At 50.7% G+C, this 17,096-nt stretch carries 14 protein-coding genes; 10 read left to right on the top strand and 4 right to left on the bottom strand.

Annotated features, from left to right (window positions below; all coding sequences use genetic code 11):
- Positions 1-10: 10 nt before the first annotated feature.
- The 6 genes from HUU10_11305 (at position 11) to HUU10_11280 (ending at position 6,853) form a co-directional block, all read left to right on the top strand.
- Positions 11-613: an NAD(P)H-dependent oxidoreductase gene (locus tag HUU10_11305; GenBank protein NUQ82185.1), complete on the top strand. Its 603-nt coding sequence runs from the start codon at positions 11-13 to the stop codon at positions 611-613.
- The gene (locus HUU10_11300) at positions 613-2,487 is read left to right on the top strand and encodes a cation:proton antiporter (protein NUQ82184.1); all 1,875 of its coding nucleotides are present in this window, start codon (positions 613-615) and stop codon (positions 2,485-2,487) included. Before HUU10_11305 ends, HUU10_11300 begins: the two co-directional genes overlap by 1 nt.
- A 102-nt stretch (positions 2,488-2,589) precedes the next feature.
- Entirely contained in the window at positions 2,590-3,780 is a 1,191-nt protein-coding gene (locus tag HUU10_11295; GenBank protein ID NUQ82183.1) for a mannosyl-3-phosphoglycerate synthase, read from the top strand.
- Complete coding sequence (locus HUU10_11290; GenBank protein ID NUQ82182.1) at positions 3,770-4,585, top strand: HAD-IIB family hydrolase; 816 nt, start codon at positions 3,770-3,772, stop codon at positions 4,583-4,585. Before HUU10_11295 ends, HUU10_11290 begins: the two co-directional genes overlap by 11 nt.
- A gap of 26 nt (positions 4,586-4,611) precedes the next feature.
- The gene (locus tag HUU10_11285; protein NUQ82181.1) at positions 4,612-5,109 is read left to right on the top strand and encodes a nuclear transport factor 2 family protein; all 498 of its coding nucleotides are present in this window, start codon (positions 4,612-4,614) and stop codon (positions 5,107-5,109) included.
- 112 nt (positions 5,110-5,221) lie between these two features.
- Entirely contained in the window at positions 5,222-6,853 is a 1,632-nt protein-coding gene (locus HUU10_11280) for a HAMP domain-containing histidine kinase (GenBank protein NUQ82180.1), read from the top strand.
- Between the two features lie 9 nt (positions 6,854-6,862).
- Here HUU10_11280 and HUU10_11275 read toward each other — a convergent pair whose 3' ends face one another.
- On the bottom strand, positions 6,863-9,148 hold the full coding sequence (locus tag HUU10_11275) for a TonB-dependent receptor (protein NUQ82179.1): 2,286 nt from the start codon (positions 9,146-9,148) through the stop codon (positions 6,863-6,865).
- Between the two features lie 151 nt (positions 9,149-9,299).
- On the opposite strand from HUU10_11275, the gene HUU10_11270 reads away from it, so the two are divergent.
- Entirely contained in the window at positions 9,300-10,385 is a 1,086-nt protein-coding gene (locus HUU10_11270; protein NUQ82178.1) for a hypothetical protein, read from the top strand.
- Positions 10,386-10,492: 107 nt separating this feature from the next.
- On the opposite strand, the gene HUU10_11265 is transcribed toward HUU10_11270, so the two are convergent.
- Complete coding sequence (locus tag HUU10_11265; protein ID NUQ82177.1) at positions 10,493-11,968, bottom strand: potassium/proton antiporter; 1,476 nt, start codon at positions 11,966-11,968, stop codon at positions 10,493-10,495.
- Positions 11,969-12,084: 116 nt separating this feature from the next.
- A complete protein-coding gene (locus HUU10_11260) occupies positions 12,085-12,948 on the bottom strand; it encodes an SPFH/Band 7/PHB domain protein (GenBank protein NUQ82176.1) in 864 nt (287 codons plus the stop codon).
- A gap of 104 nt (positions 12,949-13,052) precedes the next feature.
- On the opposite strand from HUU10_11260, the gene bshB1 reads away from it, so the two are divergent.
- A complete protein-coding gene (gene bshB1, locus HUU10_11255) occupies positions 13,053-13,787 on the top strand; it encodes a bacillithiol biosynthesis deacetylase BshB1 (protein ID NUQ82175.1) in 735 nt (244 codons plus the stop codon).
- 77 nt (positions 13,788-13,864) lie between these two features.
- Entirely contained in the window at positions 13,865-14,635 is a 771-nt protein-coding gene (locus HUU10_11250) for an inositol monophosphatase family protein (protein NUQ82174.1), read from the top strand.
- Positions 14,636-14,638: 3 nt separating this feature from the next.
- Here HUU10_11250 and HUU10_11245 read toward each other — a convergent pair whose 3' ends face one another.
- Positions 14,639-14,941, bottom strand: coding sequence for an ATP-dependent Clp protease adaptor ClpS (locus HUU10_11245; GenBank protein ID NUQ82173.1), 303 nt, complete (start codon positions 14,939-14,941; stop codon positions 14,639-14,641).
- 165 nt (positions 14,942-15,106) lie between these two features.
- Here HUU10_11245 and HUU10_11240 point away from each other — a divergent pair, with 165 nt between their 5' ends.
- On the top strand, positions 15,107-17,065 hold the full coding sequence (locus HUU10_11240; GenBank protein ID NUQ82172.1) for an ABC-F family ATP-binding cassette domain-containing protein: 1,959 nt from the start codon (positions 15,107-15,109) through the stop codon (positions 17,063-17,065).
- Positions 17,066-17,096 lie beyond the last annotated feature (31 nt).

The raw sequence follows: 17,096 nt of genomic DNA, 5'->3' as shown, positions 1-17,096 counted from the left end.
TTTTTGCCCCATGGAACCAGTCTTATTACTCTTTGGCCATCCGGCCTATGAAAAATCACGAATCAACCAGAAACTGATCCGTGCGGCCAGTCAGATTGATGGAATTCACCTGCATGACCTGTACGAGTGCTATCCCGATTATAACATTGACGTTCAGGCCGAACAAGCACGTCTGACCGGGTACAACCGCATCATTCTTCAGCATCCGTTTTATTGGTACAACTGTCCGCCGCTGGTCAAGCAATGGATCGATCTGGTGCTCGAACATGGCTGGGCATACGGATCGAAGGGAACTGCACTGGCAGGAAAATCGATCCTGCAGATTGTCACCACCGGCGGCCCGGCCATGGCTTACCAAAGAAGCGGATTTAACCGGTTCTCCCTTCGTGATTTTCTGTCTCCCTTCGATCAGACATTTTATCTCTGCGGCATGCATTATCTGCCCCCGCTGGCCATTCAGGGCGCACATCGTATCCAACCGGAGGAGCTGGATTCGGAAATTAAACGTTACATCCGGTTGCTGGAAGCCTTCCGGGATGGAGACTATTCCAACCAGACTGCAGAAGGAATCGAACTGGCCTCAGAGTGGCCGGTTCTGAAGGAGGTGCGCTGATGGATTCGTTTTTCTTTCAGGCGTTTATCTATCTGGCAGCGGCTGTTCTGTCGGTACCCATTGCCCACCGTCTGGGTCTGGGCTCGGTTCTGGGTTATCTCATTGCCGGAATGATCATTGGACCCTCGGTCCTGTCACTGGTGGGCGGAGATGGGCATGATGTGATGCATGTGGCCGAGTTCGGTGTGGTCATGATGCTGTTTATCATTGGTCTGGAACTCGAACCGCGGCTTTTGTGGAGAATGCGCGCTTCCATTGCCGGTCTGGGTGGTTTGCAGGTTCTGGTCACCATGCTGGTTGTGGCAGCCGGATGCATACTGCTCGGTCTGGACTGGAAACCGGCACTTGCCATCGGGATGACGCTGGCCATGTCCTCAACAGCGATTGTTCTGCAGACCATGAATGAAAAGGGGCTGATGAAAACGGCCGCGGGTCAGAGCAGTTTTTCCGTCCTGCTGTTTCAGGATATTGCCGTCATTCCCATTCTCGCCGTTTTTCCGCTTCTGGCAACGGGTGAACCGGCCGGAGCGGGTCATTCCAGCCTCATTGCCCATTGGCCGGCCTGGTTGCAAACGCTTACTGTAATCGGAGCCGTGTCTGTGATCGTACTCGGAGGCCGGTTTCTGGTTCAGCCCGCCTTCAGGTTTATTGCAAAGACCCGGTTGCAGGAGCTCTTCACAGCATCAGCTCTTTTTCTGGTGATTGCCATCGCCATGCTCATGAGTCTGGTGGGCCTCAGTCCGGCACTCGGGACCTTTCTGGCGGGAGTGGTGCTGGCAACCAGCGAATACCGCCATGAACTCATCAGCGATCTGGAACCCTTCAAAGGGTTGTTGCTGGGTCTGTTTTTCATTTCGGTGGGTGCCTCCATCGACTTTGAACTGATTGCCAGCTCGCCGGGCCTCATTTTTGGACTGGTGATCCTGCTCATGGTGGTCAAAGGATTGATTTTGTTTGCACTTGGCCGGTTGTTCGGAATGACAACCAGTCAGAATCTGGTCTTTGCTGTTGGTCTGTCACAGGTGGGCGAGTTTGCCTTTGTTCTGATTTCCTTTGCCATGCAGAGTTCCATTTTCACTTCAGACCTGGCAGGGACGCTGATTGCCATTGTGGCCATCAGCATGGCACTGACTCCGCTCGCCATCCTTCTGAACGAGAAGGTGATTCTGCCCAGGTTCGGAACCACCGAAACACCCTCACGGGAAGCCGATATGGTTCATGGGGAAACCCCGGTGATCATTGCCGGCTACGATCAGTTTGGAAATACCGTCGGGCGCCTGCTGAAGGCCAATGGAATCGATCTGACCGTTCTTGATGATGATGCGGACCGGGTTGATCTGATCAGACGACTGGGGTTGCAGGTGTTTTATGGCGATGCGACCCGTCTGGAACTGCTCCATGCGGCCGGTGCCCATCATGCATCGGTGATCATTATTGCATTTGACGATGCCGATAAAAACCAATCGTTGGTACATACGGTTCAGCAGCATTTTCCTCACCTGAAAATTCTGGTCAGAGCCATTGACAGGCCCGATGCATACCACTTTATCAACGCCGGTATAGACGGTGTTTACCGCGATACCCTCGATACGTCCCTTCGGATGGGTGTAGATGCATTGCGTCTGCTCGGATTCAGAGCCCATAAGGCTCACCGGGCGGCACAAACGTTTCTTCGGCATGATGAGATTTACCTTCGGGAACTGGCTGCCGGATCGAAAGATCAGGTCGGATATATTCGGGCCGCCCGTGAGAAAATTGCAGCGCTGGAACGGATCATTCAGGCCGATGGCCAGATAGAAACCACCGACGCGGGTTGGGATCCCGATAGTCTGCGCGATGAGGTTACCCGGGGAGATTTCAGGATTCACCGGTAAATTAATTTTCACAAATCCCATTTCCTGTTTTTCTTCCTCCAATTGAATTGGAAAGTCCCTCTGGTTACATTCTTTAAGAATCAATGACCAGAGGAGGCTTTCATGCTGATCGAACTTCCCCGATCATTTGAGCGGGTGGGAAACGCCCTGATCTACGATACCCAGAAAATTTACGGATTCGACTCTTCCCCCATTCCTTCCCGCCGGGCCATCGACCGGTATTTTGTTGTTAAATCGGTTGACTATGAACGCCTGAGGTCTGTGGAAGAGACCATGGCCATTGTGATACCGGTAAAAAACGAACGACTTCGTTTGCTCGAGGGTGTTCTTTGCGGCCTCCCCCAGCACTGCCTTCCCATCATAATTTCTGCCAGTGCACACGAACCCATCAACCGGTTTCAGATGGAGTGTAACACGGTGGATAATTTCTGCCAGTTTTCAAAACGACCCTATCTGATGATTCACCAGACCGATCCGCACCTGGCTGAATTATTCACCCTGATGGGATATCACGAGGTGGTTAGCGGTCAGGGGTCTCTGCGGATGGGCAAGGCAGAAGGAATGCTTGCAGGAATTCTGCTGGCACAGTTACTCGGTAAATCACACATCGGATTTATTGATGCAGACAATTATTTCCCGGGTGCCGTCATGGAGTATGTCAGAATCTACTCGGCTTCCTTTAACATGAGCAAGTCGCCCTTTCACATGTCACGGATATTATGGCATTCGAAACCAAAAGCCATTGACTCCTCACTGGTTTTTTCCAAATGGGGAAGGGCCAGCCGGCATACCAATCAGGTGCTGAACCGGTTAATCAGCCTGATCACCGGTTTCGAAACCGATATTATCAAAACGGGAAATGCAGGGGAACATGCGATGAGCATGAATCTGGCAACCCGGATCGGGATTGCATCGGGCTTTGCAGTGGAAACGTATAATTTTATCGGAATTTTCGAAAAATTCGGGGGAATTCAGGGTTTAAATCTTCCGGCAGAATCGTTACAGGATCCCATCGAAATCTTTCAGGTTGAATCCAGAAATCCACACCTCCACGAATCAAAGGGGTCTGAACATGTCCGTGATATGATTCATCAGTCCATGAGCGTCATTTATCACAGTCCGGTTACCTCGTCTACCCTGAAAACTGAAATCACGGGACTTTTGAGAAAGGAACGGATTCTAAAGAAAGATCAGGAACCCGACCGGCCTCGTATTTATCCGGCCCTGATACAGTATCCAATGGAAAAAGCAAAGGTTATTTTTCAGCAGGATCGGTACCTTCATGACTTCTGAGGTCCCCATCCTGCTGACCGATCTGGATGGTACCGTGTTAAACCGGTTTACGTACCAGTGGGATGGTAATGATGCATGCCTCCGGTCTTTAATCCGGGCCGGAATTCCAGTTGTTTTTTCTTCTTCAAAAACCGCAGCAGAACAGCAGGCATTGTGTGAGGGCCTTGCTCTTCCCGTTCCCTTCTTTTCCGAAAATGGCAGCGCCTTTCACGTTCCGGATAGATGGACGATTCTGTCGCCCGATGCGGGTGAATTTGAGTGGAAGGAAATCCCGCTGGTTCCGGCTGGATTTTCCATCCAGCCCGTCAGAGAAGCATTGATCAGCCGGTTACCTGCCGATATCAGACTGATGACCAGATGTTCTGCAGAGGAGCTGGCTTCAGCAACAGGATTAACCTTGGGAATGGCAGAAAGAGCCCGCCAGAAAAAATATTCCGAAACGTTGTTGTTCCCTTCCGGTGATGTTAACAGGTCTTTGCCTGAAGAATGGCTCAGATCAATGAAAATGATTGCAGATCCGGGAACCCGATACATCACCCTCCGGCATGAATCGGCCGGAAAAGAAAAGGCCCTTGAGTTTCTGCGGGTCTGGCTGGAGCAAAACAGGGTAAAATCGTTTTTTCTGGTTGCGGCAGGTGATGGAGAAAATGATCTGGGTATGCTGGCATCCGCTGATGAAGGCTGGTGGCTGGGTGGGGAACCGGTTCCTCCAGGGCTCGCTTCCACCACGGAGGAGGGGCCGGCTGGTTTTTCTGAGGTGACCGGTCGTCTGCTGAATTGGCGGGGAACAAACCCGGCCTCCTGACTGTTTTCTTCAGCAGGAGGTGTAAAATGAAACTGTATATTCTTTCCGGTTTACTGGTATTAACGGCATGCACGGCTCCCGAAACCCCCGTTCAATCCGATGAAGAACTGAAAGCAGGAGTCACCGCCACTTTTACTCAATACTTCAGGTATCTGAATGATGCAAACTACGATTCCGCCTTTACCTACCTGGCCGATGATAAACGTTTTCATTGGATCGAGGATGGCCGGATCCGTTACGTGGCCCCTGAGGGGATGAAAAGGGCATACTCGCAATATAAAACCCGCTATCAGTATCAGCGGCTGACCATCGATACACTTGATGTTCAGTTGCTCGACCCCAAAACCGCAGCAGTCACCGTCGAGTATGATCATCTGTACCGGCTTAATACCGGTGACAGCCTGTATGATCACGGAACGCTGTCACTCACCATGAAACAGTACCCCGCCGGCTGGCGGATTCTCCATGGACATTCGTCGATTGAAAGAAAGCCGCTACCCTCAACATTAAGACCACCGAAATAACCAGGGGTTCAATCACGGAATCTATTGGAAAACTAGATTGGGCTTACTACCTTACCTGCCGGAATGGATCGGTTCATGATCCATCCCGGACAGGCAGGGAAAGGTCATCAATTTGGAATCCTTCTTTCTTGATTTCTCTGTTGCCAATCATCTGAGCGAGGCCATGCTCCTGATTGGACCAGGCAATCAGATTCTGGCAGCTAATCACGAAGCGGACCGGCTGTTCGATACTCCTCCCGGTGGTCTCCCCGGTCACTCCATCGGTCAGTTTCTGGTGGCAGGTTCACCGATGAATCTGGCTCTTCCCGATCTTGTTTCTCTCGAAAATGTACCTTGGTTTGGTACATTAAAAATCAAAGCCCGTTCCGGTTCGCCGGTAACGGTCATGGTGACCGTGGTTTCTTCAGGCCACCAACACCTGTCTGTAAAAAGAGCATGTCTCATTGCCCGGAAAATTCATTTTGAAAAGCCTGAGGAAGAGTCCCTTCAGGACCGGATCCGGTATGAAACAGCCATCAGTCAGGCAGCGTTTCAATTATCCCACGATACACCCGATGCTGTGAATAAAACCCTCATGAGTATGCTCATGATTTCCAAAGCTCATCGGGCTTATATTTTCGAAAATTTTTCCGACGAGGATGGGGACCTGTTGTGCAGACAGACGTTTGAACAGTGCGTGCCCGGGGTTGAACCTCAGATTGACAACGAGATTCTTCAGAAACTATCCTATGAAAAGTCCGGACTTGGCCGGTTAAGGGACCAGCTTTCCTCTCATCAGGTTATGAGCGGACATGTACGCGATTTCCCGCAAATGGAACGGGAAATTCTGGAACCACAGGGTATTAAAACCATTTTGATTTTCCCCATTTTTCTTCAGAATGAGTGGTTTGGGTATATCGGATTTGACTATCTTTTCTCTGAAACTCTCCTGCCCGAAACCGATGTGGTTCTGCTTAGCACCGCAGCCGAATTGCTGGGTAATTATTTCCAGAAAAAACGTCAGTTTCTTTCCATTCAACAAAAAAACGAAGAACTCATCCGGCTCAATCAGGATAAGGACCGGATCATGAAAATGTTGTCGCATGACCTCAAAGGTCCGGCAGGAAGCCTCATGGCTCATCTGGATCTGATCATGACTCATTTGGGAGAGTATGACACGGCTCATCTGAAAAAACAAATGAGTAAGGTTTATGCGGCCGCACAGGCAGGACATCAATTACTGACTGATCTGCTTTTATGGACACAATCCCAATCGGGCGGTCTGACTTTCAAACCCGGCACGGTTGATCTGAGGGGAATTGTTGATGCTGCTCTGAAGGATGTGAACGGAAGCCTGATCACCAAATCCATCGACATGGATGTGCAGATAGATCCTGACCTGTTGGTAGTGGCCGATCAGAATACGCTGAGGATTGTTTTCCGGAACCTGCTCAGCAACGCCATCAAGTATTCCTGGCTCGGAGGAACCATCCGTGTGGCAGCAGTCAAAAAGACTGATGCAATACAGGTGGTGTTTGAGGATAACGGTACCGGCATGTCACCCGATACGTTGCAGAGCCTGTGGAGCGAAGAAGGGTCTCTTCAAAAACCCGGGACCGGTAACGAACCGGGCACCGGAATCGGACTCATTCTGTGCCGCGAACTGGTGATGAAAAACCGTGGTACTATCCGCGCTGAAAGTGAACCCGGAAAGGGCAGCCGGTTTTTTGTCACTTTGCCGGCCGCCATAAATGAATTAAACTGATCCCGTTTCTCAGAATTCTGCTGAAATGCCGATTACAGGCAGGATTCCAATACCGGCGGAACGGGACACTTCATTTTTCTCAATATCCCAGCTTGCAGAAAATTCATTATTCCGGTTGTACAGATTCTGCACATCCAGATAGGTGATCAGATTCCATCCCGTGAAATTCCACCGGCGGTCCACCCGCACATCGAGCTGATGGGTGACAGCCAGCTGATCCTGATTGTACCGGGCCACATCACGGGTTCCATCCGGATTAAACGGTGTGTAAGGAAGTCCGCTGGCCGCCCTGAATTTCAGCGCCACCTCCCAGTGATTGTCGATCTGGTATCCGCCGGAAAGATTGAACAGAATCGGTTGCATATATGAACTCTTATACTCCTTCCCGTTGACCGCTGTAAAGTAAGCCTCGCTGATGGTAAGAGAAGCAATTCCGTAACACCGGACCTCGCTCAGTTTTTTCTGGACGGAAAATTCAATTCCCTGTGAGTAGCCTTTCCCTTCACTCACCAATGGCTCAAAACCAAAATTGCTGAATCCATCCTCACCGCCACCAAATCCGGCACCTGCATTCGACAACACCAGGTATGGACGGACGGTGCTGGCAGGATAGTTCCGGTAATTTTTCTGGAAAACTTCCACCCGCAAACGGGTATCGAACCGAAGCATCCGTTCAAAACCAAAAACAGTCTGAACCACACGGATCTGATCCAACTGACGATTGGTTGGATTATTGGCCAGCCAGGTCAGCTGCGGGGTCTGATGGTACAATCCGACCGATCCGGTAAAGCGGGTCAGTTCGTTCATGTTGAAACCGGCTGCCAACCTGGGAGAAAGGGACCACTCATTGCGCAATTCCGAAAAGTAATCGGTTCTGAGTCCGACGGTGTAATCAAACTGGTTGCTCCATTCATGCGCTGTTTGAAAGTAACCGGCCCATTTCCATCCGGTAAGGGTGTTGTCCGAATTAATACCGTTAAAGGCCGTTCCGAACCGGTCGGAGAAATTGTTCAGAAACAGTTTCGAATTGGTTTCGACCCGTTTGATCTGGCTTCCCACCGTAAGTTCCACCACGGGTGTCAGCCGGGTGATGTACTCTCCGCGGAGGGAAGTCTCAGCTTCAAAGGACTGGTTGTCAAAGAAGATGGCACCGGTGGTATCGGCCTGCTGTGAGGAAAAATCAACGTACGTGCGACCGCCGGTCAGTGTGAATAGTCCCGAGGACGACACACGGCGCCAGGTAAGACCCGTGACGTACTGATTCTGATCACTTCCCAGAATCTGACTGTTGGATAGACGCTTCTCCCGCGTATCACTGTTAAAAATCACATCATCCAGTGCGCCGATTGCAAAGAAATCGAGCCGGTCGGTATTTGAAATCGGGTAAACCACTTTGGTCTGAAAGTCCCAGTATTGGGGAATGAATCCGAACCCGGCCGCTTTGAATATCCAGTCAAGGTAGGAACGGCGGACACTCAGGTGCATGTTGCTGCCGGCTGTCCCAAGCGGACCTTCTGCATTTGCCCCAAACTGAGAGCCCGAAATAGTTGCCTTGCCACCCCACCGGTCGGTCCGTGCTTCCCGAAGAGAAATGGAAGTCACCGAAGACAGCCGGTCACCGTACCGGACACCAAATCCGCCGGTGGAGAAGTCGGTTCCATCTACAAAATCCAGATTGATCAGCGACAAGGGTCCGCCGGTGGCACCCTGCGTCCCAAAGTGGTTGATGTTCGGGACTTCGAGTCCATCGATCAGAAACAGGTTTTCGGTCGGACCTCCGCCGCGGACGACCAGGTCATTGCGGCCGTTAGCCTGTGCGGCGACTCCCGGTACCACCGAGATAGCGCGGATCACATCCTCATTTCCACCTGGTGCACGACGGATTTCTTCATAGGAAAAATTCTGAAGGCTGGTAACAGCATCGGTGCTGGTCCGGTAATAGGATGAGGTGATTTCGACGGCTTCCAGTTCCAGATCCTGCGGTTCCAGATCAATCGTCAATTTCGTAAAGGAAACATTGCTGACCACAATGTCGGTTCGGGTGACCGACTGATACCCCAGATAGGACACCCGGATGGAATAGATGCCTGGTTCCAGACCCGAGATGGTAAATGTCCCGCTGGCATCGGTGGCATCTCCGGTGCCGGTTTCAACCACCAGAATGTTGGCACCCAGAATCGGCTGCCGGGTGATTTTATCGGTTACCTGCCCGGTAATGATCCCTCCTGCATTTAAGGCAAGGGTGGTCAGCGGAACAGCAGTCAGAAGCAGCAATGGCAAAAGTCTTTTTAACATGGTTTTCCTGTAAAGTTTGATGCTATAACAAACAAGTCGGGTCTCCGGGTTCGGATTTCTAATGATTGGAACCGGTTTTTGTACGGCGCTACTCTTGTGTGTCAGATTAAATCCGTCTTATCTTGTTCGGAATTATTCACAGGAGGTACACATGAAGCTCGTGGTTGGTTTATTGGTGATGTTGGTTTCCGTAACCGGGTGGGCGCAGGAGGATGATTGTGATCCCTCCATTTCGCACAATGTGATGTTTCAATCCGATCGGGAAGAGTTTGGTCCGCGGTGTATGCAGTATGCGATTAACCGGTCCATGTCTCTTGATTATAATTCTGCGCTGGTTCTCGATGACGGAACCCAGTTACCGGCCTATCTGGCAGAACCAGCCGATTCGCCGCTTCCCGGAGGTGCGTGGAATGTGGTGATTGCGGCCACTTACGGGTGGGAAGGGGCGAAAGACGGGCAAATCCGGTACTACAAACGACCGGGTTCCATTATGAATCTGGGTCCGATGATTACCATGGAATTTTTCACGCTCGAAGCCGATACGCTCATCAAACCGGCAGATCCTGAAAAACTGACCAAAACGATCCGCGATGAGTTCGATAAATTCGAAGACCTGGATGTAAAGGCTGAAAAATACTATGAAGAGGGAAAACTCTATCTGAAAGTGACTGGTAACGTTTTATTTGCCGGTAATGAAATGACGGCTTCTGATCTGGGTGAGCGGATTGCCTATTTCTTTGTTACGCTTGGTTGGAATTACAACTACTACCTCAAGTGGGAAGAACTGGAAACCAAAAAGAAACTGATGAAGAACAAGCAAAGCACCTGGAATAAACCGCAATTTGCGTATGTGATGCAACTGGAAGGGTATGAGGCGAAGGACGATAAATCGGCTGGCGGGCGTTGGAACTGGAGCCAGAACGAAGGCACCAAATCGGTCCAGCTCGACAATTTCGGAACCACGTGCGTGGTATCCATTCAGGTGAAAAACACCAGCGATGCCAACCGGCAGAAAGTGGTGGATGAACTGAATAAATGGGTGGCGAAAAAGAAACCATCCAAATCGGAATCGGCCGCAGTAAAATTGTTTGGAAACACTCCCTGGGTTGAGGTGAAAATTCCCATCGGTGGAATGGATGGGGAAGATGTGTACGACCTGGTTTATGAAGACATCATCAAGGATTGGGGAAATGATTTCGTCGATGAAGCTCAGGATGTGGTAAAGTCTGCGAAATAAGTACCAGTTTTCAAAAAGGAATCTGGCCGGCCTGAACTTGAAGAAGAACCGATTCCGAAAATATGTGGGGACTGTCTGATTGGCAGTCCCTTTTTTTTGAAATGGGTTCAGGAAGCGGGAGGATTATACCCAAGACAATCGAATACATTTAAGAGTGATTCTTCATTTTCGGCCAGAATAAAAAGTTTGTCATGTGGCTGAAGCACGGTGTTCCCGCCAGGTGTCAGATAGTGGTTATTCCGCTGGATGATGGAAATGGTGGTGGTCTTCGGGAGCCCCAGCTGGACAACCTGCTTTCCCACGGCCAGACATCCTTCCGGCAGACTGATTTCAGTAAGGGTATTCATCACCCCCTCATTCATCACCAGATCGGTCTGTGTACGTTGTTTAAGCTTGACCGGTAATGTAAGACGCAGCCATCGGGCAACCATGGGCAGGGTGGTTCCCTGAATCAGTACCGATGTGATGGAAATAAAAAAGACGATATTAAAAATCATCGATGCTTTATCGGCACCCGCAATCATCGGGTACGTGGCAAATACGATGGGCACAGCGCCACGCAATCCCACCCAGGAGACCAGCAACCGGCTGCGGAGCTGAAGGTTGAACGGCGCGAGTGACAGAAAAACGCTGAGTGGCCTGGCCACCAGAATCAGAAATACTGATAGAAGCAACCCGATTCCGATAACGGGAATGATCTGCTTGGGAAATACCAGCAGACCCAGTGTCAGAAATAGAATAATCTGCATCAGCCAGGCAAAACTATCGAAGGATTTCAGGATTTTTTTCTTGTGGATTAATTCCTGGTTTCCCAGATACACTGCAGCGATGTACACAGCCAGAAATCCGTTGCCGCCAATGAAATCAGTTGCTGAAAAACTGAAGAACATCAGTGCAATAACCAGAACGATGTACAATCCTTCATAATCCAGTGTGATTTTGTTGATAACAAGTGTGCTTACTTTTCCAAAAAGAAATCCAAGTAACGCCCCGATCAGCAACTGCCGGATAAACATGGGAAGGATGGAAATAAATGACGAGTCCTGATTGATCACCAATCCGGTAAAAACGATGGTCAGAATATAGGCCATCGGGTCGTTGCTTCCGCTTTCCAGTTCCAGGGTGGGACGCAGGTTTCCCTTTAGTGCCAGGTTTTTTGATCGAAGAATGGAGAAGACGGCGGCCGAGTCGGTCGAAGAAACAATCGATCCGAGCAGAAGGCCTTCATAAATGGTGAAATCGGTGATGGCCCAGACGAAAATTCCCACAAAAGTGGCTGTGAGGACAACACCAACGGTGGAAAGCGACAGTCCTTGCCACAAGATGGGTTTGACTGTTTGCCAGTCGGTGTCCAATCCACCCGAGAAAAGAATAAATGTCAGGGCTACAATACCGATAAACTGGGCGGTTTTTGGATTATCAAAATGAATTCCTCCGATCCCATCTGATCCGGCCAGCATGCCGATTCCGATAAAGAGAATCAGCACAGGAACGCCGAACCGGGATGTGGTTTTTCCTGCCAGTAGCGAAAGGAACAGCAGGATAGAACCAATCAGGAGAATGTTTTCGGTTGTCAGCGTCATTGGGTTGTCGGTAAAGCAGGTTGAAAAACCACTAAGAACGATAACCGGAAGTCATTCCGGCTATCGCCTTTGATAGAGGAAAACAAGCAGGTGGTTACCGGAATTCCCTTCCGGTGTTACCGACCCACCTTGTCGAGCGGTAAAACTCCGGCCATGTCACCAATGACATTGACCAGTTCGGTGTTCGAAGGAACCACTACCTTCGAATTGGTCTTCAGCGAATTTTCGACTGTTTCGAGACGCTTGAGTAACTGAGCGTTGCCAATAAAGTACCGGTCTGCAGCTTCATTGACCAGTCGGATGGCCTCTGCTTCCCCTTCAGCTGCTAATATCCGGGCTTGACGAATCCCTTCTGCTTTCTTGATTGCTGCCCGCTTTTCACCATCGGCTTCGGTTTCCATGGCTGTTGCATAATCAATGGCTGAAATTTTCTCGTTCTCAGCCTTCACGATTTTATTCATGGTTTCCTGAACGTCCTTTGGCGGATCGATCTGTTTCAGTTCTGCACGAACGATATCGATTCCCCAGTTGTGGGTTTCTTTCATCAGCACCGACACCAGTTCGTTGTTGATGCGTCCACGTTCGCTGTTGGCCGATTTCAGGGTCATGGTTCCGATGATATTCCGCAGAGTGGTGCGCGCCAGCGATACAATCTGGACATTCACATTACTTACATTGTACTGTGAGTTTTTCACACTCACTTCGTCAATTTTGATCTTGTAATAAATCTGTGCATCCACCATGGCATTCAGATTGTCATTGGTAATGATTTCCTGTGGCTGTGCATCAACCATCTGCTCGGTAATGTTGACCCGGTACATGGTATCAATCATCGGTATAATCCAGTTAAAACCCGGATGCGCAAACCGGTGATATTTTCCAAGCCGCTCGACCAGGGCCCGGTGAGTCGGGCGAACCAGACGAATCCCGATCAGGAAAATAAAGACAACAATCCCGGTGATAATCCATGTCAGTGTCATAACGACTCCTTTTGTGATAAACCGAAAAAATACCGTAAAGTCTGTTAAAAGACCAGCCGTGTGTCGCTTTGGAATTCAAACGGCCATGTGGTTGTTTTGCAGGCATGATACAAAAAACAGACGTTTTATTTTTCGGGGCACACCCCGATGATGTGGAACTGGGTTGCGGGGGAACGGTTCATAAGCTGTCCTCATCCGGATTAAAAGTGGGTATTGTCGACCTGACTCGTGGCGAGCTGGGAACCCGGGGAACGCCCGCCATCCGTAAAGCCGAAGCTGAAGAGGCTGCCCGTATTCTCGGACTGACGGTACGCGACAATTGCGACATCAGCGATGGACATATCGACATCAGCCGGGAAAATAAAGCCCGGGTGATTCAGAAAATCAGACAGTATCAGCCAGACCTGGTCATATTACCTTACTTCAGCGACCGGCACCCCGATCATGTGAATGCCTCGAAACTGGTGAAGGAATGTATTTACTACGCAGGTACAGAAAAATGGCCGGTAGGCATTCCGGTGGCCGATCTGCCGGCCTGGCGACCAAAATTTTACCTCTACTACATGCTGGCCGAACCGTTCGAACCCAATGTGATTGTCGATATTACCGGACATGAAGAAGCCCGTCTGCAAGCCTTCCGGGCGTATAAAAGTCAGTTTTTTGTTCCGGGTCATGACAGCAACGAGAAGGAAACCTGGATTTCCCGTCCCGAATTTTCCGAGCAGCTTCAGGCCCGGTTGCGGTTTTACGGGTACCAGATCGGGACTGCCTTTGCCGAGCCCTTTTTCTCAGATCAGCCCATTCCCCTTGCCGACCTGATGGCGCTGACCCGTCGTTAAATTGGTGTTAGAAGCGACGGGCCGGGTCGGAATTTCCTGCCCGGTCACCGACCTTTGTGTTTTTTGCAGGAAACCTCATGACACCCACACTCCCCGATCTGGTCGATTTTGCGGTCCGGTTAGCCGATACCGCAGGTAAACGGACCCTCGCCTATTATCAGACCGATCTGCAGGTCGATTCCAAGGCCGATGAGTCCCCCGTCACCATCGCCGACCGTGAAGCCGAAATGATGATCCGGCAAGCCATTCAGGCACGTTTTCCCGGCCATCGCATCATCGGAGAAGAATTCGGTGATGATGGCCGTGACAGTCCGTATAAATGGATCATTGATCCCATCGATGGCACCAAAAGCTTTATCACCGGGGTTCCGTTTTACGCGAATCTGATCGGTCTGGAAATCGAAGGGGAAGTGGTTCTGGGAATCTCCAATTTCCCTGCACTGGGCGAAATGATGGTGGCCGCCAAAGGAATGGGGACCTGGATCAACGGATGCCGGGTTCGGGTGTCATCGGTTAACCGGCTGAAGGATGCCCGGGTCATGATCACCGACCTGCGTCATGCGTCTGCTGTGCCGCAGGCTGCCGGGGCCTCCAGGCTTTTGCAGGAATGCAAGTTTTACCGCACCTGGGGCGATGCCTATGGTCATTACCTCGTCGCGGCTGGCCGTGCCGATGTGGCGCTCGATCCGCTCATGAATCCGTGGGATTGTGCTCCCTTCGGGATTATTCTGAAAGAAGCCGGTGGATGGTTTGGAGATTGGGATGGAAAGGACACGATTTACGGTCCCAATGCCGTATCGGCCAATCCCGACCTGATTGGTGAAGTGTTAACGGTTCTGAAGGGGTAAAAATCAGGAATTCTTTTCCTGGCTGATGGGTTCAATTTCCACCAGAAGGTCAATTTCCTGAAGTACGGCTGCCACTTCCTGGCAGGTTTGGAAAGAACTGGTGATCACCGTGGCTTTTCCCTTGAAATGGACGATGAGTGAAATCTGCTCGGCGCGTTCGGGGGAATAATTGCAAGCCTTCATAATCTGAATGATCACTTCATCAAACGTGTGGTAGTCGTCGTTGAACAGTACAACACGCGCCTCGGGCTCTTCCTGACCTGTCAGGGTCTCAATCTCAAGATCAATCTGGGTGAATGTGCTCATATCGGTCCCTGCTTTCCACTCACAAAAATAACCATCAAAGTCCGGTTTGTCAGCCGGTGAGTCGGTTCTGCTGCTGTTAAACCGGATCGGTTGGCTGTTGAGTTCCCGGCTGGTGACTGGTTCCGCATTCTGTTTTCACACGCTGTCCGTCTATTTTTGCACCCCATGATTACTCTTTCCGGTATAAAACTCCAGTTCCACCATCAGGTTGTCTTCGACGGTGTATCCACTCAGATCAACGTCAAAGACCGAATTGCCATTGTCGGCGCCAACGGTCGCGGAAAATCGACCCTGATGAAAATTATCCTCGGTGAAGTCCAGCCCGATTCGGGTGAGGTACACCGGGCAAAAAACATTGAACTGGGATATCTGGCACAGGATTTCTCAGTCGAGGCCGGGGACCGGTCTCTGCTCGATTCTGTTCTTGATGCCTTTCAATCGGTGCTTTCTATCGAGGGACAGCTGAGGGAACTTGAACATGAAATTGCAAGGTTAAGCGCCGCCGGAGATCCCGATCTCGACGATGTGCTTCACCATTACGGAACCCTTCAGCAGCGTTTCGAGCAGTCGGATGGTTTCACACTTAAATCACGTGCAGAATCGATTCTGATGGGGCTCGGTTTTTCAGTGGCCGATTTCTCGCGGCCGGTCCGGGAGTTTTCGGGTGGATGGCGGATGCGGATGGCCATGGCCCGGTTGCTTTGTGCCGAACCTGACTACCTGCTGCTGGATGAGCCGACCAACCACCTCGATCTGGAAACGCTCGACTGGCTCGAAAACCACCTGAAATCGTACTCGGGCGCGCTGATCCTGGTTTCACACGACCGAACCTTTCTGGATGCCATCGTGGGCCGGGTTCTTGAACTCGACAATGGCAAACTGACCGAGTATGCAGGAAATTACACCGCTTATGAGGCACAAAAGGTCGCCCGCGAAGAACAACTCATGGCCCAGTATGCCAATCAGCAGCGACAACTGGCCCAGCTGAACCGGTTTATTGAACGGTTCCGTTTCAAGGCATCAAAAGCCCGTCAGGTCCAGTCCCGGATTAAACAGGTCGAAAAAATTGATAAAATCCAGCTGGCGTCGGGTGAGAAACGCATTCACTTCGAATTTCCGGAAGCTCCCCGCAGCGGCCGGACCGTGGTGGAAGGCAAGCATCTCGGGAAACGGTTCGGATCCAATTGCCTGTTCGAAAACGCCGACCTGATGGTCGAAAGAGGGGATCGGGTGGCGCTGGCCGGACTGAATGGATCGGGAAAATCCACATTGGTGAAAATGATTCTCGGCAGGGAAACCGTGACAGAAGGAGAACTGAAAATCGGCAGCCAGGTTAAGGTTGGCTTTTATGCACAGCATCAGGTCGAGGAATTGAATCTTCGCAACACCATCATCGATGAAGTGCTGGCCGAATCACCGGCGGCGTTCCGCCCGAAAGTCCGGAATCTGCTGGGATGTTTTTTGTTCGAAGGCGATGATGTTTTTAAAAACATTGGCGTTCTCTCTGGTGGAGAAAAAGCCCGGGTGGCGCTGGCCAAACTGCTGGTGAATCAGCATAACCTGATTATCATGGATGAGCCAACCAACCACCTGGATATGGAATCAAAGGAACTTCTCATGGAAGCCCTTCAGGATTTCGATGGCACCCTCATCATCATTTCCCACGACCGGTACTTTCTCGATCAGGTTTGCAACAAGGTGGTCTTTATTCACAACAAAGTGATGAAGACCTACATGGATGGCTATCTCGATTTCTACGAACGGGTCTGGAAACCAGCCATCAGTCAGCCAGTGGAAAAAACAGCGAGAGAGGAAAAAGTCGTTTCGCCTTCCACAACGGCCGGATACAAGACGAAAGAGCAAAAACGGCTCGAAGCCGAAGAACGCGCAAAGCGTTCAGCAGGTGAACGGGGACACCGCGAAGCCATCCGGAAGGTGGAAGTGCAGATCGAAAAGGCGGAAAAACAGATGAAGGAACTGGAAGCTGAGATGGCCTCACCCGGGTTCACCAAAAAAACCACCAGGGAAATGATGGATCACTCGAAGCAGTATGACGACCTGCAGAAAACCATCGCCAGACTGTACGTCGACTGGGAAAAACTGTCGGCCAGCATGCCAGACTGATTTATCAGGAATTCTGTAAACAAAAAACCCC

The sequence above is a fragment of the Bacteroidota bacterium genome, assembly GCA_013360915.1.
Classification (GTDB): domain Bacteria; phylum Bacteroidota; class JABWAT01; order JABWAT01; family JABWAT01; genus JABWAT01.
Note: the sequence above shows the minus strand (reverse complement) of the source record. Positions and strands in the feature narration are given on the sequence as shown.

What these genes read in the sequence shown, in the direction of transcription:
- HUU10_11290 (NUQ82182.1), top strand. Translation starts at nt 3,770, where the DNA reads ATGACTTCTGAGGTCCCCATCCTGCTGACCGATCTGGATGGTACCGTG.
- HUU10_11275 (NUQ82179.1), bottom strand. Translation starts at nt 9,148, where the DNA reads ATGTTAAAAAGACTTTTGCCATTGCTGCTTCTGACTGCTGTTCCGCTG.
- bshB1 (NUQ82175.1), top strand. Translation starts at nt 13,053, where the DNA reads ATGATACAAAAAACAGACGTTTTATTTTTCGGGGCACACCCCGATGAT.
- HUU10_11300 (NUQ82184.1), top strand. Translation starts at nt 613, where the DNA reads ATGGATTCGTTTTTCTTTCAGGCGTTTATCTATCTGGCAGCGGCTGTT.
- HUU10_11305 (NUQ82185.1), top strand. Translation starts at nt 11, where the DNA reads ATGGAACCAGTCTTATTACTCTTTGGCCATCCGGCCTATGAAAAATCA.
- HUU10_11265 (NUQ82177.1), bottom strand. Translation starts at nt 11,968, where the DNA reads ATGACGCTGACAACCGAAAACATTCTCCTGATTGGTTCTATCCTGCTG.
- HUU10_11245 (NUQ82173.1), bottom strand. Translation starts at nt 14,941, where the DNA reads ATGAGCACATTCACCCAGATTGATCTTGAGATTGAGACCCTGACAGGT.
- HUU10_11295 (NUQ82183.1), top strand. Translation starts at nt 2,590, where the DNA reads ATGCTGATCGAACTTCCCCGATCATTTGAGCGGGTGGGAAACGCCCTG.
- HUU10_11285 (NUQ82181.1), top strand. Translation starts at nt 4,612, where the DNA reads ATGAAACTGTATATTCTTTCCGGTTTACTGGTATTAACGGCATGCACG.
- HUU10_11270 (NUQ82178.1), top strand. Translation starts at nt 9,300, where the DNA reads ATGAAGCTCGTGGTTGGTTTATTGGTGATGTTGGTTTCCGTAACCGGG.
- HUU10_11250 (NUQ82174.1), top strand. Translation starts at nt 13,865, where the DNA reads ATGACACCCACACTCCCCGATCTGGTCGATTTTGCGGTCCGGTTAGCC.
- HUU10_11260 (NUQ82176.1), bottom strand. Translation starts at nt 12,948, where the DNA reads ATGACACTGACATGGATTATCACCGGGATTGTTGTCTTTATTTTCCTG.
- HUU10_11240 (NUQ82172.1), top strand. Translation starts at nt 15,107, where the DNA reads ATGATTACTCTTTCCGGTATAAAACTCCAGTTCCACCATCAGGTTGTC.